The organism is Clostridium hydrogeniformans DSM 21757 (genome assembly GCF_000686705.1).
GTDB classification, from domain to species: Bacteria; Bacillota; Clostridia; order Clostridiales; family Clostridiaceae; genus Clostridium_Z; species Clostridium_Z hydrogeniformans.
In genome coordinates this window covers 101,763-125,053 of sequence record NZ_JMLJ01000014.1, presented here as the reverse complement: position 1 = coordinate 125,053, position 23,291 = coordinate 101,763, and the positions used below count along the sequence as shown (strand labels likewise).

Genomic DNA, 23,291 nt, shown 5'->3' with positions numbered 1-23,291 from the left:
TTAGAACCCTATATAGGTCTTTAAGTTTAAAATTTAATTTATACACCTGTCTAAATCACTATAAATTAAGAATATTTTAATGAATAAGCTAAGGTTTTAAATTAAAACCTTATATAAAAAATATATTAGTAACTAAATAGGTTAATCTACATAAAAATAAGGTAGTATAATTCATATTTATGAATTATACCACCTTATTATAATAACTTATAAATAAATCTTTTATTTACTTATAAATCTTTATCTATAATAATAAATCTTATTTTAACACTTTTCTATTATAATATATTTATCCATAACTAAAAGTTCTAATAATCCATACTAATAAGACCAATATACTACTTGTATATTTCTAAACTTCAATTGAACTATAGTCCACCTAGTTAAGTTAAAGTCCACTCCATTTTAATATATTTCTCCTTTTACTTAATTACCTTAAAATGAAACCTTTATTCCCTTTCTCTCCATAATCTTTTTTATAAATATACAAGGAAATAGATTTATTCCACTAGTTGGTAGAACAACTCCTATAAATAATTTATAAAATGCCACAGGTAGTCCAACAAATATATTAGCTAAAAATAAAAATACCCCTCCACTTATTAAAGTTCCTAGTATAGAAAGAATTGAAAGTTTTATAATTTCTTTATTAATCCTTAACTTATCTCTTAAGAAATATAAAAGAGATGCTGTAATTATTTTATCAATAAAGTTTGGTATTTGCCCTCCTGGAAAGCCTGTAGTCATAGCAGATATTATCCCACATAGAATCCCTAAGGATAAAACTTCCTTATAATTTCTACTCTCTATAACCAATATAATTAACATTATTAAAGATAAATCAGGTTTCATCCCGAAAAATATAGGGGGAGTTATTTGATGTAATACTGCTCCTATAGCCATTAACATTGAATTTAAAACTAATTTTTTAGTGTTCATAATTTACCTCCTAAAATATTTAATATTTTTTATAATATTTTAAGATTCCGGAATCTCATCTTAAGCATTTGTGCACAACGCTTAAGACTACAATCGCTTTTTATTTTAATAAAATACTTTTAGAAAAAACAAAAAACCGTCCTAATAAAAATTAGGACGGATATATCCGCGGTGCCACCTAAGTTGTATATAAAATTATATACCTCTATTTTCAGGTACAAACATACCCTATCCCCTATATCGTGGGGTTTACGGTAAATACTACTAACAAATATTGCTTTCGCTTTACTCCTCAAAGGTCCATTCATTAAAAGTTTGCCATACTAGAATCCCACCATCTCTAGCTCTCTGAAATGTAACCTCTTAATTACTACTCCTTATCAACGGATACTCTCTTATAATTAATTATATCTTCATTATATAAATCTAAATAATCAATGTCAACATAATTTACCTTATTTTTAGAATTAATTATTTAAATCATTATATTTAATATTTTAAAAATACCTTATAAAATATTAGGCTCTTAGGAATATTAATTAGCTGATAAAAACATAAGTTAATTAATATAAACCTTAATAATAATCTTCATATACAGTAGCTACCTCTTTATTTTTAACTAATAAGATTCTTTCTACTTCTTCAATTATTATATTCTCTAAATTTTTATCATAACTAAATCTACAGGCTATATTACAATTAGATGTTAACTTTCTTGGAGCTGGTATTAACTCTCCCTTTACCCCATTTTCACTTAAATTTTTAGAAAATTTAATAGCACCACCATGATTATAAAATATTGCTATATAGTCCATATTATTTATTTACCTTTATTATAAAATAATCTTCTTCTTCTTCAGTAGAGGTTATAAACCCCTTATTTTTTAAGTATCTCATTATATTATTTAAAGCAGTATTTGTATCAACTAATATTTCTAAATTCTTCTCCCCTTCTTCTAATGAATTTTTCACCATTAGTAAAGGTTCTGGACATGCTCTTCCCCTAGCGTCTACCTTCACCTATACTCACTCCTTTTTTTCCTTTAATTACAATTTTTTTATCAATAGAAAATAACGATATAAGTAAAAGTACTCCTATGCATATAATTACAGCTATCATACCATTACCTGTAGGTCCCTTAGCACTAGATGCTAGTCCAAAATTGTGAGAAAAAGCTCCTCCTGCTATCATCCCTAATACAGTTATCATGGAATCTCCATTTCCTTCCCCTGATAAAATTAATTGTCTCAATGGACATCCTCCAAGAAGTACTGATCCCCATCCAACTACAGTCATCCCCATAAAGTTCCATAATCCATCATTATGAGCTATAGGTTGGTTTGTAAATCCTAAATTAAACTTCCCAAGAATTATATTACCTACAAAAACACTTAATAATATAGCTACAAACCCACTTATAAGATAGGTGTCTTTAAATAAAATAATATCTCTTATTCCTCCCACAGTACACAATCTAGTTTTTTGACATAGGATTCCAACAACTCCTCCTAAAATCAAAGACATTATAATTGGAGCATGGGAGGCTCCAGGTCCTTTGCTACTAAAAATTATAAAAGAAGGGGGAATAAATAATGCCACTGCTAAAAACATATTAATAACTGGAAAGCTATACCCTTCTAGCTTTGACGCTTTATAATTCCTTTTCAAAGAAAATCCTTTATTTAAAAATATTATTCCAATATAAATTCCAAATACATATCCAAATAAACCTACTAATGCATTAAGATCTCCTCCTCCAAGTCTAAAAATTAACCTTGTAGGACATCCTAAAAACATTAAAGCTCCAATTATAATAATAACTCCTAGAATAAAACGAATGAAAGGAGATGATCCTCCCCTTGAAGAAAAATCTTTTGATAGTCGTGACATTAAAAAAGCTCCTAAAATTATTCCCATAATTTCAGGTCTTAAATATTGAACAGTATCTACTCTCTGTAGTCCTAATGCTCCTGATATGTCTCTTAAAAAACAAGCAATACATACCCCCATATTAGCCGGATTTCCAAAATGAACTAAAGAAATAGATATAATTCCTATGATTATCCCTGCTAAGATTATAAGTTTATTTTCTTTAAACATAATCTACCTCCATATGTGTTATATAAGGTGCACCCAAAACAAATATACCACATAATGACAATTAACTGAAATACTTAAAACAAATCTCTACCTTTTCTGCTATTTGTTTTAACAATAGTTTACCACTTAAAGATAGATTTCATCATATAAGATAACTTCTCCTGATAACATAACCTTTAATTTTTCTTTTTCCGCGTCTTTAATACATACTTGTATCCTTGATGGTGAATTTATTATATTTCCTTGTTCAAAAGTAGATATTTTTCCAGCTTCTATAATTCTATTTTTATATAAATAACATGCTAAAGCACAGTTAGATGTGCCTGTTGCAGCTTCTTCATCTATTCCATATAGTGGTGCAAAATTTCTACAATGAGCAGAACTTTCTTTGTCTATTGTATCTAGTGTAAATACATGGAATCCCACTATTTCATATTCTTTAGATACTTCTTTAATGGCCTCTAAATCTACCTTAATATTATTTAATACTTCTAAAGATCTTAATGGTACTATTGCATCCTTAACTCCCGTCGATACAATATCAACATCCATATTCTCTAAAAAATCCTTACATTCAACCCCTAAGCACTTAGCAATAAGTTTTTTATCTATATTTCCATAGTATTTCGGTGAAACTTGATTCATATATAAGTCATTAAAAATTCCTACTGTTATTTTTCCTACCCTAGTATTTACTTTAAACTCTCCCCAAAATCCCTTTCCTTTTAAAACCTTCAGTGCACCTAAAGTAGCATGTCCACATAAATCTATTTCTCTTTCTGGAGTATAAAACCTAAATGTTAAATCCCTATTATTTTCTTCTATACATACAACCTCTGAAATTTCTAATTTTTTAGCTAATGAAATTCCATCTATAATCATGTTTTTCTCTTTAAATACAACTGCAGTTTTATTACCACCTGTCCCTTTATGGGTAAACACTTTTGCAATAGTAGCTTTAATCATTTTCCCCTCCTAATAATTTATAAAAATCTAAAAAAAAAGCATCAGTGAAACTGATGCTTAAGCTGCCTTAAATTGATTGGTATTTTCATCATAAAAATATCCAATTTTTTTTAATTTCTCTAGTATGTCCTCATCAGTTATATTATTAAATAAACAAAAATCATCTAAAGAAACAAATTCATCTCTTAATTTCATATTTATTAAACTTAAAAGCACATAAGGATCCATGGAAAGTATTCTCTCTTTATCCAAAGCTCTACCTCCTGGTTTTAAAATAAAAATAAATGTCATACTATAGTATTACCATAAAAAACCTAGTATATACTATATTGTAACATTGTTTTGTAAAAACAACAAAATATTTTTTTGAATTTTATGTGACTAAATATATTATATAGAAGTTATATAATATATTTACTGAAAGTATAATAACGCTTTCCTATGTTCCCTTAACTTACTATACTAGGTAAATTATCTAGAGTATTATTACTTAATGAAGTTACTTATATTAGCTTCACTATTTAATACTCCTTCAATCATGTCTCTCTTACTAGTTAAAATAGTTGTTATCCCTGGCCCATGTCCCATCTTTATACAATCGCTATGAATAACAACTCCTATAGACACTGCTCCCTTTAGATACCCTCTTCCAAAGCTATTATCACAATCCTTAAGAAGAACAATATCTCCAAATTTAAGCTTATCTATGCCATGTTTTTTAACCTCTTCATAATCAGCAGTCATTATATCATAATCTCCATTAAAGGATGTAGAAGCTCCAATCCCTGATCCCATTAAATATGGTGGTACTATGGCAGAAACTTCAACTATTAATTTACCATTTTCCTCTTTTATAGGTAATCTCTCTAAAAGATCTGGATCTATATTCATAACCTTTATGTCTTCATAGTCTAATAACTCTAATCCTTGACCATAGGACTTAATTAATATTTTATCATCTATAGCTAAATTTTCTAAATCCCCCTCATTAAAATGAAGAATAACATGATCAATTCCCCCATGGGTTCCTGTCACATATCCCAATGCTCCTTTTCCATCTCCACTTACAACCTTAGCTGTATTTCCTATACAAGATAAGGTATTTAAAGCTACATTTTCAGCAGAATTATCATTTTTTATTGAAACTCCTGGTTCTATATGGTCTCCTGCTAAATTAAAAGCACTATCTCCAACTTTAACGTTATAGCATATTCCCCCAGTGGCTGGTAGTATACATGGCTCCCCATTGTGACTTATTCTATAAGGCATATTTCCCCCAGTTGGATGATGTATCTTTCCTTGTACACTTTGCATAACAACTTTTTCCCTATTAGTTCGTAACATATTAACTCCCCCTCTTATCTTAATATTTCATATTTCTACACTTATTACTGTATCCCCTTTAACTTTCATAAAATATTTAAAGTAATATTTAGTTTAAAATATACATATTAATTATTAAGCTTATTATATATGCGTTGCCTACTGTACTTTACTATAAATATTAATTTACTATTAAGGAGAAATTTATGAATGCTTTTATTAAGTTTATATTATTTATATTTATTATATTAATTGCTTTAACCCCTATTTTAGCTCCAATAATATTTAATTTTCTTTCCTTTATTATTATTTTATATTTAATTCCTAGTGAAATATATTTTACTAAGCTTTCTTCTATAATAGTTCTAAGCTTTACATTATATATATTTAATATAATTATGAATATAATTTTATATATTCTAGGATTTTCAAGCAAAGCCATAGATGAAATGTTAAAGGAAAATAAAATAGTTGGATTTTTTCTTAAAGGAACAAGTCACCTAACAGCTTTGTTAATAGGATATAATATCTTGGAATCTAAAGGTTGTACATCCTTAGTTTTATATAAAAATGGTTTAATATTCTTTGCTATTTTTAGTTCTCTCTTAAACCTTCTATTTACATATTTATATATTATTATAATTGATAAACATAGAGACTGAGTTATACCAGTAAAATTACACAATATATCTAAATTAATTTATCATACTTTTACTCTTTCTTGATAAATATGTATAAATATAATATAATATGGTACATGTTATATGGTTTTACAAAGGAGACTTTTATGAAGAAGTTACTTCAATTTGCAGCTTTTTTAATATTAATAATGATTTTTATCCTGCCTCTTTTAGCACCCATAATTATTGGGGTTGCTTCCTTATGCTTAGTAAGTAAAGTAATGCCTTTAGAGTTTTTAAATGGAAGTGTGAGCTCTTTTGTAGCTTTGAGTTTTTATTTGTTTTTAGCCTCCTTAATTGTAGAAGTAATATTAAGCATTGTAGGCCTCTCTCCAAAAACTCAGATGGAATTACTTAAGAGTAATAAAATAACAGCTTTTGCCTTAGAAGCTGCCATAAATATATTTTCCATTACCTTAGGTTATAGAATAATATTTGATTTTAACATGACTAATATAATTATAACGAGAGATGGTCTCATTTTATTTATAATTATATCTACCATATTAAATCTAGTTACTCTTTGGATTTTATCAAAATTTAATAATACTGATAATTTTTCTAAGTTAAATAAAGATAAATAATAGAAGGATAGCTTACTACTTAAGAAATAGTAAGCTATCCTTCTATTACTTTTATAGTTAACTTTTTTTATCTAATTATTCTTACATAAGTTAACTTAGAATTTTATGTATTCAGGTAAAATCTTCTTAATATTATGGTATCTCTTCTTATATATAAAATGCATATTTTAATCTTCTTTTAATAAATATATAAGCTTAGAGATAATTCAATTTTTCTCTAAGCTTATATATATCTTCCCTATAGTGTCACAATATCTACATCTAAAGCATTAACCACATCTAATATATTATTATGAACGCTAATTAAATTATTTCCTGCAAATAAAAGCCCTACAGCTCTATTACTCACCTTACTTAATAATAAGCTTCCTGAGTCTCCATGACGAGCCATGGCATTGGTTATAACTTGATTCATAAAGACTGCTTCCCCTGAAGGAAACTTCACCTTTATAGTTGCATTAGTCATAGTTACCACCCCTAAAGTTTGTCCAGTAACACAACCACTTTTCTTTACCGCCATTCCAAGAGATGGATTAGTTAATCCCTCTATATATCCTGACCAAGATATCTCTGGGGATATGTCTTTTATTGATTTCACTTCTCCTAAAGCACAGTCTACAACATTCTCTCCTAATCCTTCTTCATTAAAAAAGTCTATGTGAATATAATCACTTAATGTAGCTATAACATCCTCTTCCCCACCTCCATGCTTAATGGATGGTTGAATTATCTTAGTTCCTAATGGATTTTTATTTTCTCTTGCTATAACATGATTATTACTTAATATATAAAACTTTGTGTTAAGCCCATTTCCTTTACTTACTATACATCCTAAGGTTCCTATTCTTTCTTCTAAGTTATATACCCCTATACCATTTCCACCTACTATGGGGCGTTCCCTACTATTAAGGTTTAGACTATAAACCTCTCCTACCTCTTCTACATCTGTCATTACTCCCTTATATTCCTTAGGAATTATATGCTCCTTCTTAATATGAGACTCTTTAGTTTTTTCTTTAACTAATATCTTTAAAGAAAGTTCCTCTGACTCTATTCCCTTTGCACTTTTATATCCCATTGCTATACCAACTACAGATGGATTATTAAAAAAATATTTATAATCATTTTTACAGATTTTCATAATATCTTCTTTTATACTTCTACCCATTTTATCATCTCCAAGTAAATTATAATGATTCTGTATATTATACTATGTTGGTATTTGTATAATGTTTTTCTTTTTGGATATATATTATTATTTTTATACTATTCTCCAAATTAAAAATAATAATTAAATAATAGGTACCCTACAAAAAATAACTTTTGTAGGGTACCTATTATCTATAATATATAAGTTGTAATATTAAAACTACATTAGATTCGGTTGAAACTTATTGAGTCATCAACTAGCGAAATGTAAATTGTTTAATGTAATCTATATATTAAGTTAGATTTAAATTTATTTATAGATTTTTAGGAATAGTTTTTGTAGAAATAATTTATTTATTAAAATAAGTTTTAGGTAAATATCTCTTTATATCTTACCTATATCTGTCCTATAATAACTCCCTTGAAAACTTATGTTTTCTATATCTTTATAACATTCAATTATAGCCTTATCTAAGGTTTCTGATGTTGTTACCATAGATAATACCCTTCCTCCTGAAGTCATAAGATTGTTCCCTATTAACTGAGCTCCAGATATGAACATCTTTCCCTTATAAGAGTCTTTAATACTAATTTCCTTATTCTTTTCATATTTTAAAGGATAACCTTTAGATACCATCATTACACAACAAGAGTATTTATTACTCCATTCTATAGTAAAATTTTTAAGATTCTTACTTAATGCACTCTCTATTAAATCATTAAAACTACTTTCCATAAGAGTAATCACCCCTTGGGTTTCAGGATCCCCCATTCTCACATTATATTCTAGAAGATATACCCCTTTTTCAGTTATCATAATTCCAAAGAATATGACTCCAATAAAATCTAAGCCTTCTTCATTTATTCCTTTAAGGGTTGGGTTCATTATATTTTCAGTAAAATCTTTTAACACCTCTTCTGTTACATAAGGATTAGGTGCTACCACTCCCATTCCTCCAGTGTTAGGTCCATTATTTCCATTAAATATCTGTTTATGATCCTTTGCTGATATAAATGGAATTATTATATCACCATCTGTAACAGAAAGTATAGATGCTTCTACTCCTTGAAGAAACTCTTCAATTACTACGGTTTTTCCACCGCCATTAAATATATCTTTCTCCATAAAATCTAAAAGAGTCGTTTCCCCCTCCTCTTTAGTTTTACAAATTACCACACCTTTTCCTTGTGCAAGTCCGTCTGCTTTAATTACTACAGGATATTCACAACTTTTTAAATAATCCATAGCTTTCTCTAAAGAAGTAAAAGTTTCATAATGAGCAGTTCTAACCTTGTATTTTTTCATAAATTCTTTTGCATAAGCTTTGCTGCCCTCAAGTAAGGCCCCTTTTTCACTTGGTCCAAATATCTTTAAGTTATTTTCTCTAAATCTGTCTACTATTCCTTTAGTTAAAGGTTCTTCTGGTCCTACCACTGTATATTCTATATTGTTTTTCTTTGCAAATATAATTAGTTCATCTATAGATGTTATGTCTATATTCTCACATTTCTCTTCTAAGGCTGTTCCCCCATTACCAGGAGATACATATATTTTTGATACCTTAGGATCCTTAGATAACTTCCAAGCAATGGCATGTTCTCGTCCCCCACCACCTATGACTAATATATTCATATATACTCCCCCTTATCTATCATTAGCTATAACACTTAAGATTTCTTCTTAAAAAATTTTATTTATGGTTTTTATTATTACTGAACTTACTATAGAGTTTTTATTCTTTAATGTCTAAAATGTCTCATAGAGGTAAATACCATAGATATGTTAAGTTCATTACACCTATCTATAGATTTTTTATCATTTATGGATCCACCTGGCTGTATTATAGATTTTATTCCGTACTTAGAAGCCTCTATAACCACATCATCAAAGGGGAAGAAAGCATCTGATGCCATAACTAAAGCACCATTTCCTCTATCTAAAGCCTCTTTAGCTGCCCATATTCTATTTACTTGTCCTCCTCCAATCCCAAGGGTCATTCTATCTTTTGCTACCACAATGGCATTAGACTTCACATATTTTACTACCTTCATAGCAAAAATTAAATCATCTAATTCTTCCTTAGTTGGCTCTTTTTCTGTAGCAACCTCTATATTCTTAATTAAATCCTTATCTTCCTCTTGAAGAAGGATTCCTCCGTCTACAGATACCATATAATTCTTTGCCCTAGGCTTATTTTTACACTTTATTACCCTAAGATTCTTTTTAAGTTTAAGAATTTCTAAGGCTTCCTCTGTAAAGTCATCAGCTATTATAACCTCTAAAAATATTTCAGTAAGTCTTTCAGCTGTTTTTTTGTCTACTATATTGTTAAAAGAAACTATACCTCCAAAGATAGATATAGGATCACATTTATAAGCCTTCTCATAGGCATCTAATACATTCTCTCCTAAGGCCACTCCACAAGGACTATTGTGTTTTAGAGCACAGCAGGCTATTTCATCAAATTCATTTACAACCCTCCATGCTATATCTATATCCTTTATATTGTTATAGGATAATTCCTTACCATTTAGGATTTCAAAATTATTAAGTGCTCCCTCTTCAATTGAATTTACATAATAAGCTGCTTTTTGGTGAGGATTTTCTCCATACCTTAAATCACCATGTTTCCTATAGGTTAAGGTTAAATATTCATCATATTCCTCCCCTTCCTTAAGAAAATTACTTATAGCAGCATCATAGGAACTAACCAGGTTAAATACTTTAGAAGCTAAGTACCTTTTTGTGCTATAGGCAACCTGATTATTTTCCTCTATTTCCTCCATAACCTTTCCATAATCCTTTTTATCACTAAGTACAACTACATCTTTAAAGTTCTTTGCTGCTGACCTTAGCATGCTAGGCCCACCTATATCAATAAATTCTATTTTTTCTTCAAAGGATATGTCTTCCTTTACCTTCTCAAAGAAAGGATAAAGATTAACTACTACATAATCTATTGTTTCTATACTGTTCTCTTTTAAGGTCTCCATATGATTTTTATTATCTCTTATTGCAAGGATTCCCCCATGAATTATTGGATTTAAGGTTTTTACCCTTCCATCTAACATTTCTTTAAAATTTGTTACTTCACTAATTTCAATAACCTTTATGCCATTATCTCTTAAATATCTATAAGTCCCTCCTGTAGATATTATCTCTACCCCTTTACCTTCTAAAAACTTAGCAAATTCTACTATTCCTTCTTTATCATAAAGGCTTATTAAAGCTCTTTTTTTCATATAAATCACTCCTTAAAAGAAAACTATTTAAGTATCTCTACTCTTCCATTTGTTATTCTAACTTTATTTTCTGCTATAAGCTTAATTGCCTTTGGAAGTATATAATGTTCTTTCTCCATAACCTTCTTTTGAAGGTCCTCTTCATTATCATTAAAATCCACTTCTACAACATTTTGAAGAATTATTGCTCCTTCATCTATATTTTCATTGACGAAATGTACAGTGCAACCACTTATCTTCACTCCACTTTTAATAGCTGCCCTATGGACATTTAGACCATACATGCCTTTACCACAAAAACTAGGAATTAATGAGGGATGAATATTTATAATTTTATCTTTAAAAACTTTAAGTATATCTCCTTTTAATATGGATAAGAATCCTGCAAGGACAATTAAATCCACCTTATCTTCTACAAGGCTTAGCACTTCATCCCCTAAAGTTTCTCTGCAAACTTTTTTATCTACTACATAAGTTTTTATATGGTTTTTCTCTGCCCTTTTAAGTCCATAGGCATCTTTATTATCACTTATAACCATCTCTATATAGGGGTTTAAATTCTTATTATCTATTATAGCTTGAAGGTTGCTCCCTCCACCTGATACTAGTACCGCTATTTTAAACATATTCCATCCCCTCCACAGGCTATATATCCTATTTCATAGGCTTCCTCTCCCATGGATTTAAGCTCTTTTAAAATCTGAGGTTTTATATCTTTATCAACGCAAAGTATAAAGCCTATTCCCATATTAAAGGTGTTATACATATGGTCTTCTTCTATACCAAAGCCCTTAATATAATTAAATATTTCTGGTATTTTATAAGAATCTTTATTTATTACAGCAGTATACCCCTTAGGTAACATTCTTGGAACATTCTCTATAAATCCCCCTCCAGTTATATGACACATAGCTTTTATATTGAAGGTTTCTAAAAGTTTTAATATAGGTTTTACATAAATTTTAGTAGGAGTTAACAATACTTCTCCTATGGTTTTTCCATTAAAGTCTTCCTCGTAATTATTTATAAGTTTTCTAACTAAAGAGTATCCATTAGAATGTAATCCTGAGGAAGATAGTCCTATAAGGACATCTCCTTCTTTCACACCTGTTCCATTTACAATTTTTTCCTTTTCTACAATTCCCACAGCAAATCCTGCAATATCATACTCCCCTTCTTTATAAAAACCTGGCATTTCAGCAGTTTCTCCTCCAATTAAGGCTGCTTCACTTTCTATACATCCCTCAGATACTCCATATACAATATCACTTGCTGTTTTTGCATTAAGCTTTCCACAAGCAATATAATCTAGAAAAAACAAAGGCTTTGCTCCATGACACAATATATCATTAACACTCATAGCCACACAGTCAATACCTACTGTATCATATTTATTCATCCTAAATGCTATTTCAAGCTTAGTTCCTACTCCATCTGTTCCCGAAACTAGGACTGGCTTCTCATAACCACTTGGTAATTCTAGCATTCCACCAAAGCTCCCTATATTATTTAGGACTAAGTTTGTCATGGTTTTGCTTGCATATTCCTTTATAAGCTTTACTGCATTATATCCCTCTTCTATATTAACTCCTGCATCTTTATAAGTAATCATTAAACTCACCTCTAATTATTATTCTCTTCTATAATCTCACTAGGTGGAGCCATAGGATATTCCCCATTAAAACATCCAAGACAAAATCCTTTACTCTTTCCGAAGGATTCTAAAAGCCCATCTATGGTTATATAAGCTAAGGTATCCGATCCTATATTAAGTCCTATATTCTCTATCTCTTGAGTAGCACCTATAAGTTCACTCCTATAAGGGGTATCTATTCCAAAGTAGCACGGATATTTAACCACAGGAGAAGATACCCTAAAGTGGACCTCCTTGGCTCCTGCCTTCTTTAAAATATCAACTAATCTTTTAGAAGTTGTTCCTCTAACTATGGAATCATCTATTACCACAACTCTTTTATCCTTTATAACAGACTTTAAAGGATTTAATTTTACTGTTACAGTTTTCTCACGTAGTTCCTGAGAAGGAGCTATAAAGGACCTTCCTACATATTTGTTTTTTACAAACCCTATTTCAAATGGTATACCTGATGCTTTAGAAAATCCCATAGCTGCCGGTAATCCTGAGTCTGGTACTCCAATGACTATATCAGCCTCCACCGGGGATTCCTTATAAAGAATCTCTCCTGCCCTAAATCTCGCCTCATAAACATTAATATTATCTATTGTAGAATCAGGTCTTGCAAAATATATATATTCAAAAGAACAGGTTTCACATCTAGTTTTCTCTGAATAACTTAAGCTTTTAATACCCTTATCATCTATTATTACAATCTCCCCTGGTTTTACATCTCTTATAAACTCCGCCCCCACTGTATCTAAAGCTGCGCTTTCTGAGGATAAAATATAGGTATCATTTATCTTACCTATGCAAAGTGGTCTAATACCATTGTGATCACGAACCCCTATAAGCTTATCTTCTGTTAACATTACTATCGCAAAGGATCCCTTTACTGCCTGTAATGTGCTAAATATAGCTTTTTCTAATCCTTTTTTTGCATATCTTGCAATAAGTCCTAATATAACCTCTGAATCTATTGATGTTTGAAATATAAATCCTGAATCCTCTAAAAGCTCTTTTATAACCTCTGCATTAACTAAATTCCCATTATGGGCTATGGCAATATTTCCAAGCTTTCCTTGAGTTAAAAGAGGCTGTGCATTATCCTTACAACTATCCCCTGCAGTAGAGTATCTTACATGACCAATAGAAGCTTTACCATTTAGACTTTTTAGGGTTGTCTCCTTAAAAACCTCTGTAACAAGTCCCATATCCTTTTTACAAATTATTTTTTCTTCATTAAGAACAGCTATGCCTGCACTTTCTTCTCCCCTATGCTGAAGAGCGTATAGTCCGTAATAAGTTAATGCTGATACATCTAAGTTATCCTTAGAATATACTCCAAATACCCCACATTCTTCTTTAAACTTATCTAGCTCCATGTCTAAAATAGGACCTCTCATAATCTTAATTCCTTTCTTTAATTATCCGATTCTATTTAATATTTCTTCGTAAGCTTCCTTAACACTCCCCATATCTCGTCTAAATCTATCTTTATCTAATTTCTCATTAGTTGTTCCATCCCAAAATCTACAAGTATCTGGAGATATTTCATCTGCTAGTAATATTTCTCCATTAAACCTTCCAAACTCTAACTTAAAGTCTATAAGCTTTATATTTTCTTTAATAAAGAACTCCTTTAATATCTTATTTACCTTTTTTGTGATTTCATATATCTTTTCTAATTCTTCAAATGTGGTAAGTCCTATGGCTACTGCATGATGATCATTTATTAATGGATCTCCTAAGTCATCATTTTTATAACAGATTTCATAAACTTCATTTTTAAGTTCATATCCTTCTTTAAGTCCCAATCTTTTTGCCATACTACCTGCCGCTACATTCCTTGTAATCACTTCTATAGGAACTATTTCAACCTTTCTGCAAAGCTGTTCTCTTTCATTTAACCTTTTTATAAAGTGGGTAGGTATTCCTTCTTTTTCTAATAAGGTAAAGAGTTTAGATGTTATCATATTGTTTAATTCGCCCTTACTCTCTATTTGTCCCTTCTTTTCTCCATTAAATGCTGTAGCATCATCTTTATAATAAACTATAACCTTATCTTCTTCTTCACACTTAAATATTTTCTTTGCCTTTCCCTCATATAACATTTCTTCTCTCTCCATAATTTTCTCTCCTTCTCCTTTAATATTTATTCAAATACTTTATAATCTTAATATTTTATAAAGAAACATCCTCATTTTCTTCTATAAATTTTTTCTTCATATCTTTTCTAAATTCTAGGATCTTTTCTTGAATATTTTTATATTTTACTCCTAAGATTTCTACTGCTAATATACCTGCATTATAACTATTGTTAATTCCAACAGTAGCAACTGGTATAGACTTTGGCATTTGAACAATGGAATAAAGAGAATCAGCACCATCTAAGGCAGCATTTATAGGAACCCCTATTACTGGCAATACACTATGGGAAGCTATAACCCCTGGAAGATGGGCTGCAAGTCCTGCACCTGCTATTATTACTTCATATCCATTCTCTTCTATATATTTTAATGTTTCTATAAGTTTTTCTGGAACCCTATGGGCAGAGAGTATAAAAGCCTTATACTCTATACCAAACTCTTTTAAAGCCTTTGCTGCTCCCTTCATAATATCAGTATCTGATTTACTTCCGAAAAATATTGCTACTTTCATATAATCTCCTCCAATAAATTTAAACTTAACATCACATTAAATCTTATAATCATGAATTAAACCTATTTTTTATATTTATTTAGTAAAATAACTTACTCCTGACTTAAATATCTTATCATCAAAACTGCCTTCTATATTTTTATAAAGATTCTCTCCAATCCTCTCACTATGACCCATCTTTCCAAGAACTCTACCACATGGACTAGTTATTCCCTCTATACTAAATATAGATCCATTAGGGTTACACGGAATATGATTAGAAGGATTCCCATCCTGATCCACATATTGAGTTGAGACTTGTCCATTTTCTATAAGTTTTTTTACTAAGCTTTCTGGTGCTACAAACCTACCTTCTCCATGAGATACTGCCACATTATGAATATCATTAAGATTTACTTCACTATACCAAGGAGATAGCTTTGAAATAACCTTAGTTCTAACAATAGAGCTTACATGCCTTCCTAGGGTATTATAGGTTAATGTTGCCATATCTTTTTCTATATCCACTATTTCTCCGTAAGGTACAAGTCCTAGCTTTATAAGGGCTTGGAACCCATTACATACTCCAAGAATTAGCCCCTCTCTATTTTTTAAAAGTTCCATTACCTCTTCTTTAATTACTGGATTCCTAAAAGCAGTAGCTATAAACTTCCCTGAACCTTCTGGCTCATCCCCTGCACTAAATCCACCTGGAAGCATTAATATCTCACTATTTCTTATTTCTTTTCTTAAAGCTTCTATGGAATCTTTTAATGAACTTCTACTTATATTTTTAAATATAATTTCATTAACTATTGCCCCTTCTTTTTCAAAAGCTCTAGCAGAATCCCATTCACAATTAGTTCCTGGAAATACTGGTATCACTACTCTTGGTTTAGGTTTCTTTATAGATATGGAATAACTTTTTATTTTGTTATTAGATATATTTTCATTAATTATTTCATTGTTAGATACTTCTTTACTTCTTTTATCTTTTAGAGGAAATACTTCTTCCAAGGGACTTATCCATAAATTAATAAGTTCATTTAAACTCATATGGTTTTCCTTATATATAATTACCTCTTCCTTAGTCGTACTTCCTATTATTTTATAATTTATACCCTCTAATAACCCTAAATCTTCTTTATCTATCTCTACTAATATAGAGCCGTATCCTTCTTTAAATAGTTCTTCCTCTTTTATTTCCTCATCTAATATAACTCCTATTTTATTACCAAAGGACATCTTACATATTCCTTCTATTAATCCCCCATGCCTTACAGCAAATGCACTTAGAATGTTTTTATTCTCTATAAGATTTGATGCCTTATTTAACATATTTATAAAGTCATTAAAATCTATAATTCCCATGTTATCCTTTTTCACCTGTAGGCTTACAATAAGTGTATTACTTCTTTTAAGCTCTGGACTTATTATATTCTTTGATTTCTCTATAGCCATAGCGAAAGACACCAGGGTAGGTGGTACATTTAAGTTTTCAAAGGTTCCTGACATGGAATCCTTTCCTCCTATGGCAGCAATACTTAACTTTTTCTGAGCATATAAAGCCCCAAGAAGAGCACTTAAAGGTTTACCCCATTTTTCTTTATCTTCTCCTAATTTTTCAAAATACTCTTGGAAGGTTAGATAAATATTTGAATACTTTCCTCCCATAGCAACTATTCTTGTAACACTTTCAACTACAGCATATATTCCCCCATGGAAAGGACTAAAGCTACTTATATAAGGGTTATATCCAAAGGTCATTAAACTTGCATCCTTACTTTCTCCTTTAAATACAGGTATTTTCCCTGCCATACCTTCTATAGGCGTTAACTGATATTCTCCACCAAAAGGCATTAGAACTGTATTACTTCCTATGGTAGAATCAAAGTTTTCCACCAATCCTTTCTTGGCGCATATGTTTATATCACTTAATAAACTTTTTAAGCTGTCTTTAAAATCTCCATTATATCTATTTATGGTAAAATAATTTTCCTCTTCCTTAGGAGCTTTAATAAAAGCTTCCCTATATATTTTAGCTCCATTAGTATTTAAAAACTCTCTATCTATGTCTACAATGGTATCTTCCTCAAAGAACATTCTTACTCTATTTAAATCAGTTACCTCTCCTACCTTTGTAGCTTCTAGATTTTCCTCTAAAGCTAAGGATATAAACTTTTCATAATCTTTATTATCCACCACCACTGCCATTCTCTCTTGAGATTCAGATATTGCAATTTCAAGGCCATTTAATCCCTTATATTTTTTAGGTACTAAATCTAAATATATATCTACCCCATCTGCTAACTCTCCTATGGCAACTGACACTCCTCCAGCTCCAAAGTCGTTACATCTCTTTATTATTTTAGAGGCTATTTTATTTCTAAAGAATCTTTGAAGCTTTCTTTCTGTAGGAGCATTTCCTTTTTGTACCTCTGCTCCTGACTTTTCTATGGAGTTTTCACTATGTCCTTTAGATGATCCTGTGGCACCTCCACATCCATCTCTTCCAGTTCTTCCTCCTATAAGGATTATTACATCTCCATTACTAGGAACTTCTCTTTTAACATTTTCCCTAGGTACTGCTCCTATTACTGCCCCTATTTCCATTCTCTTTGCTACAAAACCTTCATGATATATTTCATCTACAAATCCTGTAGCCACTCCTATTTGATTTCCATAAGAAGAATATCCCTTTGCAGCTCCCTTAGTTATAACACTTTGAGGAAGCTTTCCTTTTAAGGTTTTCTCAACAGTTACCCTTGGATCTCCACTGCCTGTTATCCTCATGGCTTGATACACGTATCCACGGCCAGATAGCGGATCTCTTATTGCCCCTCCCAGGCAAGTAGCTGCTCCCCCAAAAGGTTCTATCTCTGTAGGATGATTATGGGTTTCATTTTTAAATAATATTAAATACTCTTCTACTCCCTTATCTGTCTCTATATTAGCTTTTATTGTACATGCATTTATTTCATCACTTTCATCTAAGTTTTTAAGTATCCCCTTATTCTTTAGCTCTTTAGCCGCTATAGTTGCTATATCCATAAGGGTTATATCTTTATGATTTTCTTTATAAATAAAGTTTCTAGACTCTTCATATTCTTTTAATCCAATTTTTATTGGTTTACTTAAAGAGCCCTCTTCTATTTCTATGTTTTTTATAGATGTGAAAAAGGTTGTATGTCTACAATGATCTGACCAATAGGTATCTATTACCTTTATTTCTGTTAAGGTTGGATTTCTATTCTCTTTTTTAAAATATTCCTTGCAAAGTTTTAAGTCCTCTAAGGTCATAGCAAGGGAAAGGCTTTTATGAAAATCTAATAGCTGTTCTTCTCTCATAGTTATAAAATTCTTTATAACCCCTATATCTTCTGTTTTAAATCCTTCTTCTTTTTCCTCTAATAGGCTTAAGGAGCCTTCCTTTGAATCTACTGGATTTATATAATATTCTTTTATTTTTTCTAAATCATCTAATCCTATATTTTTCATTGCAATTATTCTGCTACAAGAAACATTACATTCCTCTCCCATGGTTAGAAGCTCTATACACTGCATAGCAGCATCTGCTCTTTGATCATATTGTCCCTTTAGATACTCCACCACAAAGGCTTTATATCCATCTAAATTTATTTCATTCTCATAAAGATTGTCCACAGTTTTTTCAGCAAAAATTGTATACTTTGATAATTCCACAATATTAGAACTTAAGTTAGATATTACATATCTGTTTATTATTCTAATCTCATCTAATTTTATATTGAGGTTTTCCCCTATATCTTCCTTTAACTTTTCTCCCTCTATATTAAATCCTGGCATTTTCTCTACATAAAGTATCTTATTCATAGTAGCCATCCTCCTAAATATTAATCTATAAAGATAATTAAATAAGCTTAAAATATTAAACCCCTAAATTTTATTACTATCCTTAATAAAAACTATATATTTTAAGAATAAAAAACTTAATATCTTCCTTTATCCTCCAAAGATTCAATCGAACATTTATTGTCACTTAGGGTTTATTGTTCGTATAATTTACTTATAATTTATCATTACCTTAGATGAAAGTCAACATTTTTTATATTTTTTTCTATTAAAGAATATTTTATACGAATATTATTATCATTTCACGTTTTTTTGTTCATATATGTTATTATTCTAATACTCCATTTTTATTCAAATAACATTTTTAATAAATCATAAAAAATAAAAGGTTGCTAAAGAGCAACCTTTTATTAAAAACATATTTATTCATATTCATCTTAACTTTTGTTATTTTTATGTAATACTTTATAAGGTCTGTTCTTTATATATATTGTCCTATGTTTATTATTAATTTTACCATGTATATTAATTATATCCAATATGCTATTAGCCTTATAATAAAAAAACATAAATAATAATATATAAATATTATCAACAATATATTAGAACATAAATCTAAAATAATAGTCTAAAAAGTAGTATCTAAATTACCTTTACACTAACTATTCCTTACACTCCTAGTGGGTAATACTAAATATGTGTATGTATAATCATTTTCTGGTTTAATAATGCATGGACCTACTTTGCTCGTAAAATATATATTTATATTCTCACTATCTATGACCTTTAATCCCTCTAGTAAATATTTAGCATTAAATCCTATTAATAAATAACTTCCTTGAAGCTCTATGTTTAATATATCCTCAAAGTTTCCTACTTGCGATTCAGATTTAATTATCATGTTTTCATCTTTAATTTCTAAAGTAACTAAACTAGCCCCTTGATCTTTATTTAATAAGATAGCTCTTTCAATACTATCTTGAAATAATTTTTTATTAAGAGTTATCTTAGAATTAAAATCATTATCTAAAAACTTGTTATAATCAACATATTCTCCCTCTAATAATATAGATGTAACAACTATCTCTCCTATATTAAACTTAATGTAATTTTTAGAAAAGAAAATTTTTATAACTTCACTTTCTATATCTATTATTTTACTTAACTCATTTAATGTTTTAGCTGGTATAATAACATTTTTACTATTCTCACCTTCTATTCTTTCCCTTTTTACAGCTAGTCTATATCTATCTAAGGATATCAAAGAAATTTGATTATCTAGAACTTCTAATAGAGCTCCTGATAATATTGGTGTAATGTCTCCTTGTGCAGTGGCAAAAACTGTCTGTTTTATCATATTTTTAAAGACTTCGGAACCTATTTCTATACTATTATTCTCTTTCTCTATAGGTAACATAGGATACTCAGAGGATTCTTTACTATTAATATTAAAAAAAGATTTTCCAGATAATATTTTCAAGCTATTTCCTTCTGAACATATTTGAACATTATCATCATATAAACTTCTTACTATACCTCCTAATAACTTGCTTTCAACAACCCTAGACCCCTCTTCTATTACATTACAATTAATAATAATTTCTATTCTTAGGTCTAAGTTGCTTCCTACTAATTTTAACCTTCCATTTATAGTTTCAATCAAAATTCCATTAAGTATAGAAAAATTACTATTAGTATTAACTCCTCTTTGTACTATACTTATAGCTCTACAGAGTTCTTCCCTTTTCACATCTATCTTCACTTATAACTCCCCTTATAACATATATTTAATATGATTTTACAGTAAATATTACCATTTTGTCCATAATATATAACATATAATATATATGAAGATTGTAATGTTATACTTTTATTAAAATAATATTAATATGAATATGTATAAAACTTCTTATGATTTTAATTTAATCATGTATAATGCTTATATACCCATATATTGATATTGTAAGATAATACATGATAATATGAATATATAGACAAAATATATAATACTATATTATTTTTATGGAGTGATGACTATGAATTTTATTAGAGTCGGGGCTGCTTGTCCTGTTACTAAAGTAGCAAATATAGAGGAAAATATTAGAAATATAAAGATATGTATAGATAAAGGACACGAAGATAATATAAAAGTTCTTGTATTCCCAGAGCTTGCTACAACATCTTATACTTGTGGGGATTTATTTATGCAAAGTACTCTTATAAATAAAAGCTATAAGTCACTAGAGGAAATATGTGAATATTCAAAGTCCTTAGATATGATTATAGCAATGGGAGCTCCTCTTTTACATAACTATTGTTTATACAACTGTGCTTATATAATATTTAATGGCGAAATTCTTGGTATTGTACCTAAAAGTTATATTCCAAATTATAGTGAGTTTTATGAAAAAAGATGGTTTACTGAGGGGTTAAATATAAAAGAGGAACTAATTACCCTAGATTTTCAAGAGGATATTCCCTTTGGAACAAATCTTATTTTCTCATCTGGAAATGTAAAATTAGGTTTTGAAATCTGTGAGGATCTTTGGGTTACAATTCCTCCAAGTTCATACCTTTCTTTAATGGGGGCTAACATTATAGGAAACCTTTCTGCGTCTAATGAACTTGTTAGCAAAAACTCTTATAGAAAAAGCCTTATAGAAAATCAAAGTGCAAGAACTATGAGTTCTTATATATATGCCTCTTCTGGAGTTCACGAGTCTTCCACTGACTTACTTTTTAGTGGTGATTTAAGAATATCAGAGAATGGAACTACATTAAAAGAAAATGAAAGATTCCAAAGAGAAAATCAAGTTATTTCATCAATAATAGATATCGATAGACTTAATGCAGAAAGAAACAAAAATATAAGCTTTAGGGATAGTTTAAAAAATTCATGTTTAAAACCTATGGAAGTTAAATTTAAGTTTAAGTTTAATGACTATGGCATTTTTGATAGGTATATAGATAAACATCCTTTTGTACCTAATAACCCTAAGGAAAGAGAAGTTAGATGCAAGGAAATCTTTAATATTCAAACCTCTGCCTTAGCAAAACGCTTAGAACATACTAATATTAAAAAGGCTGTTATAGGTATATCTGGTGGCTTAGATTCAACCCTTGCTCTCCTTGTTATAGTAAAAACTTTTGACATGCTAAATATACCTAGAGAAAACATAGTAACTATAACTATGCCAGGCTTTGGAACTACAGATAGAACCTATAATAACTCTGTATCCCTTTGCAAGGAGCTTAATACTAACTTTAGGGAGATAAATATTGTAGCTGCCTGTCTACAACATTTTAAAGATATAAATCATCCTGTAGAGAAACATGATGTGACCTATGAAAATGTTCAGGCTAGAGAAAGAACTCAAATCCTTATGGATCTAGCTAATAAGGAAGGTGGATTATTAATAGGAACTGGGGATTTATCTGAACTTGCATTAGGTTGGTGTACCTTTAATGGAGATCATATGTCTATGTATTCTGTAAACTCTTCTATTCCAAAAACCCTTGTTAAATACCTCGTGGGATATGTGGCAGAACAAGAGGCTCAGGATAGAATATCAAAGATTCTTACAGACATATTAGAAACCCCTGTAAGCCCTGAACTTCTTCCAAAGGATAAAAATGGTGAAATATCTCAAAAAACTGAGGATATAGTTGGACCTTATGAGATTCATGACTTTTTCCTATATCACTTTATAAAACAAGGAGCTTCTTATGAAAAACTTCTTTTCCTTTCAAAGGAAGCATTTAAAGGAGATTATCCTGAAGAGATTTTAGAAAAATGGCTTAATCTATTTATTAAAAGATTTTTCACTCAACAATTTAAACGCTCTACTCTTCCTGATGGTCCTAAGGTCGGTTCTATAAGTCTTTCTCCAAGAGGAGATCTTAGAATGCCGTCAGATGCTAGTTATGGGAGTTTCTTAGACTAATTTAAATAATTTTTGTTAAGTATTATATTAAAATAGGTTTTACCATTAAGACTTTAAAAGTTGTTAATGGTAAAACCTATTTTCTTATATGTATTAATATATATTTTTTTATTTTATAAAATAATTTACATTCCTCTTCTTTATGAATCAATAAGTTTTAGCTAAATCTAATACATTTTTAATATCACAACTAACTATAATAGAGAAGTTTATATATAAAAAGTAATTTATTTAATGTCTATAAAAATGTTTAACATA

The 23,291-nt window shown here is 29.6% G+C and carries 20 protein-coding genes and 1 other annotated feature; of the genes, 3 read left to right on the top strand and 17 right to left on the bottom strand.

Translation table 11 applies throughout. The annotated features are described in order from the left end of the window. Positions 1-435: 435 nt before the first annotated feature. The 7 genes from BR69_RS0109425 to BR69_RS0109395 form a co-directional block, all read right to left on the bottom strand. Positions 436-939, bottom strand: coding sequence for a tryptophan transporter (locus BR69_RS0109425; RefSeq protein ID WP_027632977.1), 504 nt, complete (start codon positions 937-939; stop codon positions 436-438). Positions 940-1,088: 149 nt separating this feature from the next. Continuing rightward, positions 1,089-1,332: a binding site (T-box leader), on the bottom strand. A gap of 182 nt (positions 1,333-1,514) precedes the next feature. After that, positions 1,515-1,754, bottom strand: a complete 240-nt coding sequence (locus BR69_RS0109420; protein WP_027632976.1) for a putative Se/S carrier protein — start codon at positions 1,752-1,754, stop codon at positions 1,515-1,517. Between the two features lies 1 nt (position 1,755). Next, the gene (locus tag BR69_RS0109415; protein ID WP_027632975.1) at positions 1,756-1,959 is read right to left on the bottom strand and encodes a sulfurtransferase TusA family protein; all 204 of its coding nucleotides are present in this window, start codon (positions 1,957-1,959) and stop codon (positions 1,756-1,758) included. Beyond that, complete coding sequence (gene yedE / locus BR69_RS0109410) at positions 1,943-3,040, bottom strand: YedE family putative selenium transporter (RefSeq protein WP_027632974.1); 1,098 nt, start codon at positions 3,038-3,040, stop codon at positions 1,943-1,945. The genes BR69_RS0109415 and yedE overlap by 17 nt, the downstream gene beginning before the upstream one ends. Before the next feature lie 126 nt (positions 3,041-3,166). Beyond that, complete coding sequence (locus BR69_RS20275; RefSeq protein ID WP_051623557.1) at positions 3,167-4,006, bottom strand: PhzF family phenazine biosynthesis protein; 840 nt, start codon at positions 4,004-4,006, stop codon at positions 3,167-3,169. Between the two features lie 57 nt (positions 4,007-4,063). After that, on the bottom strand, positions 4,064-4,258 hold the full coding sequence (locus BR69_RS0109400; protein ID WP_027632973.1) for a DUF4250 domain-containing protein: 195 nt from the start codon (positions 4,256-4,258) through the stop codon (positions 4,064-4,066). A gap of 234 nt (positions 4,259-4,492) precedes the next feature. Next, positions 4,493-5,350, bottom strand: coding sequence for a DUF4438 domain-containing protein (locus tag BR69_RS0109395; protein WP_027632972.1), 858 nt, complete (start codon positions 5,348-5,350; stop codon positions 4,493-4,495). Positions 5,351-5,535: 185 nt separating this feature from the next. Here BR69_RS0109395 and BR69_RS0109390 point away from each other — a divergent pair, with 185 nt between their 5' ends. Continuing rightward, positions 5,536-5,991 (top strand): hypothetical protein, encoded by a 456-nt coding sequence (locus BR69_RS0109390; RefSeq protein WP_027632971.1) that lies wholly within the window; start codon positions 5,536-5,538, stop codon positions 5,989-5,991. A gap of 125 nt (positions 5,992-6,116) precedes the next feature. Beyond that, positions 6,117-6,593 carry a hypothetical protein gene (locus BR69_RS0109385; RefSeq protein ID WP_027632970.1) on the top strand — a complete coding sequence of 159 codons (477 nt, stop codon included), beginning with the start codon at positions 6,117-6,119 and terminating at the stop codon, positions 6,591-6,593. Positions 6,594-6,831: 238 nt separating this feature from the next. Here the strand turns inward: BR69_RS0109385 and BR69_RS0109380 are convergent, their stop codons facing one another. From BR69_RS0109380 to dnaN, 10 genes are all read right to left on the bottom strand, one after another. Then, entirely contained in the window at positions 6,832-7,761 is a 930-nt protein-coding gene (locus tag BR69_RS0109380; protein WP_027632969.1) for a chymotrypsin family serine protease, read from the bottom strand. Positions 7,762-8,127: 366 nt separating this feature from the next. Beyond that, positions 8,128-9,375, bottom strand: a complete 1,248-nt coding sequence (purD, locus tag BR69_RS0109375) for a phosphoribosylamine--glycine ligase (protein ID WP_027632968.1) — start codon at positions 9,373-9,375, stop codon at positions 8,128-8,130. Between the two features lie 107 nt (positions 9,376-9,482). Then, positions 9,483-10,985, bottom strand: coding sequence for a bifunctional phosphoribosylaminoimidazolecarboxamide formyltransferase/IMP cyclohydrolase (gene purH / locus BR69_RS0109370; protein ID WP_027632967.1), 1,503 nt, complete (start codon positions 10,983-10,985; stop codon positions 9,483-9,485). A gap of 23 nt (positions 10,986-11,008) precedes the next feature. Then, the gene (gene purN / locus BR69_RS0109365; protein WP_027632966.1) at positions 11,009-11,611 is read right to left on the bottom strand and encodes a phosphoribosylglycinamide formyltransferase; all 603 of its coding nucleotides are present in this window, start codon (positions 11,609-11,611) and stop codon (positions 11,009-11,011) included. Further along, positions 11,599-12,597, bottom strand: a complete 999-nt coding sequence (purM, locus tag BR69_RS0109360; protein WP_027632965.1) for a phosphoribosylformylglycinamidine cyclo-ligase — start codon at positions 12,595-12,597, stop codon at positions 11,599-11,601. Before purM ends, purN begins: the two co-directional genes overlap by 13 nt. An 11-nt stretch (positions 12,598-12,608) precedes the next feature. Continuing rightward, positions 12,609-14,024, bottom strand: coding sequence for an amidophosphoribosyltransferase (gene purF / locus BR69_RS0109355; protein WP_034849630.1), 1,416 nt, complete (start codon positions 14,022-14,024; stop codon positions 12,609-12,611). 21 nt (positions 14,025-14,045) lie between these two features. After that, the gene (gene purC, locus BR69_RS0109350; RefSeq protein WP_027632963.1) at positions 14,046-14,747 is read right to left on the bottom strand and encodes a phosphoribosylaminoimidazolesuccinocarboxamide synthase; all 702 of its coding nucleotides are present in this window, start codon (positions 14,745-14,747) and stop codon (positions 14,046-14,048) included. 55 nt (positions 14,748-14,802) lie between these two features. Further along, complete coding sequence (gene purE / locus BR69_RS0109345) at positions 14,803-15,279, bottom strand: 5-(carboxyamino)imidazole ribonucleotide mutase (protein ID WP_027632962.1); 477 nt, start codon at positions 15,277-15,279, stop codon at positions 14,803-14,805. A 75-nt stretch (positions 15,280-15,354) separates the two neighbouring features. Then, the gene (locus BR69_RS0109340; protein WP_027632961.1) at positions 15,355-19,119 is read right to left on the bottom strand and encodes a phosphoribosylformylglycinamidine synthase; all 3,765 of its coding nucleotides are present in this window, start codon (positions 19,117-19,119) and stop codon (positions 15,355-15,357) included. A gap of 628 nt (positions 19,120-19,747) precedes the next feature. Beyond that, positions 19,748-20,851: a DNA polymerase III subunit beta gene (gene dnaN, locus BR69_RS0109335; protein ID WP_027632960.1), complete on the bottom strand. Its 1,104-nt coding sequence runs from the start codon at positions 20,849-20,851 to the stop codon at positions 19,748-19,750. A gap of 268 nt (positions 20,852-21,119) precedes the next feature. Here dnaN and BR69_RS0109330 point away from each other — a divergent pair, with 268 nt between their 5' ends. Beyond that, on the top strand, positions 21,120-23,033 hold the full coding sequence (locus BR69_RS0109330; protein ID WP_278246091.1) for an NAD(+) synthase: 1,914 nt from the start codon (positions 21,120-21,122) through the stop codon (positions 23,031-23,033). Positions 23,034-23,291: the final 258 nt, after the last annotated feature.

Excerpts from the sequence above, each read along its gene's own strand:
- purN (WP_027632966.1), bottom strand. The coding sequence starts at position 11,611 with ATGTTTAAAATAGCGGTACTAGTATCAGGTGGAGGGAGCAACCTTCAA.
- BR69_RS0109425 (WP_027632977.1), bottom strand. The coding sequence starts at position 939 with ATGAACACTAAAAAATTAGTTTTAAATTCAATGTTAATGGCTATAGGA.
- yedE (WP_027632974.1), bottom strand. The coding sequence starts at position 3,040 with ATGTTTAAAGAAAATAAACTTATAATCTTAGCAGGGATAATCATAGGA.
- BR69_RS0109385 (WP_027632970.1), top strand. The coding sequence starts at position 6,117 with ATGAAGAAGTTACTTCAATTTGCAGCTTTTTTAATATTAATAATGATT.
- BR69_RS0109420 (WP_027632976.1), bottom strand. The coding sequence starts at position 1,754 with ATGGACTATATAGCAATATTTTATAATCATGGTGGTGCTATTAAATTT.
- purE (WP_027632962.1), bottom strand. The coding sequence starts at position 15,279 with ATGAAAGTAGCAATATTTTTCGGAAGTAAATCAGATACTGATATTATG.
- BR69_RS0109380 (WP_027632969.1), bottom strand. The coding sequence starts at position 7,761 with ATGGGTAGAAGTATAAAAGAAGATATTATGAAAATCTGTAAAAATGAT.
- BR69_RS20275 (WP_051623557.1), bottom strand. The coding sequence starts at position 4,006 with ATGATTAAAGCTACTATTGCAAAAGTGTTTACCCATAAAGGGACAGGT.
- purD (WP_027632968.1), bottom strand. The coding sequence starts at position 9,375 with ATGAATATATTAGTCATAGGTGGTGGGGGACGAGAACATGCCATTGCT.
- purM (WP_027632965.1), bottom strand. The coding sequence starts at position 12,597 with ATGATTACTTATAAAGATGCAGGAGTTAATATAGAAGAGGGATATAAT.
- purH (WP_027632967.1), bottom strand. The coding sequence starts at position 10,985 with ATGAAAAAAAGAGCTTTAATAAGCCTTTATGATAAAGAAGGAATAGTA.
- BR69_RS0109395 (WP_027632972.1), bottom strand. The coding sequence starts at position 5,350 with ATGTTACGAACTAATAGGGAAAAAGTTGTTATGCAAAGTGTACAAGGA.
- BR69_RS0109340 (WP_027632961.1), bottom strand. The coding sequence starts at position 19,119 with ATGGCTACTATGAATAAGATACTTTATGTAGAGAAAATGCCAGGATTT.
- purF (WP_034849630.1), bottom strand. The coding sequence starts at position 14,024 with ATGAGAGGTCCTATTTTAGACATGGAGCTAGATAAGTTTAAAGAAGAA.
- BR69_RS0109330 (WP_278246091.1), top strand. The coding sequence starts at position 21,120 with ATGACTATGAATTTTATTAGAGTCGGGGCTGCTTGTCCTGTTACTAAA.
- purC (WP_027632963.1), bottom strand. The coding sequence starts at position 14,747 with ATGGAGAGAGAAGAAATGTTATATGAGGGAAAGGCAAAGAAAATATTT.
- BR69_RS0109390 (WP_027632971.1), top strand. The coding sequence starts at position 5,536 with ATGAATGCTTTTATTAAGTTTATATTATTTATATTTATTATATTAATT.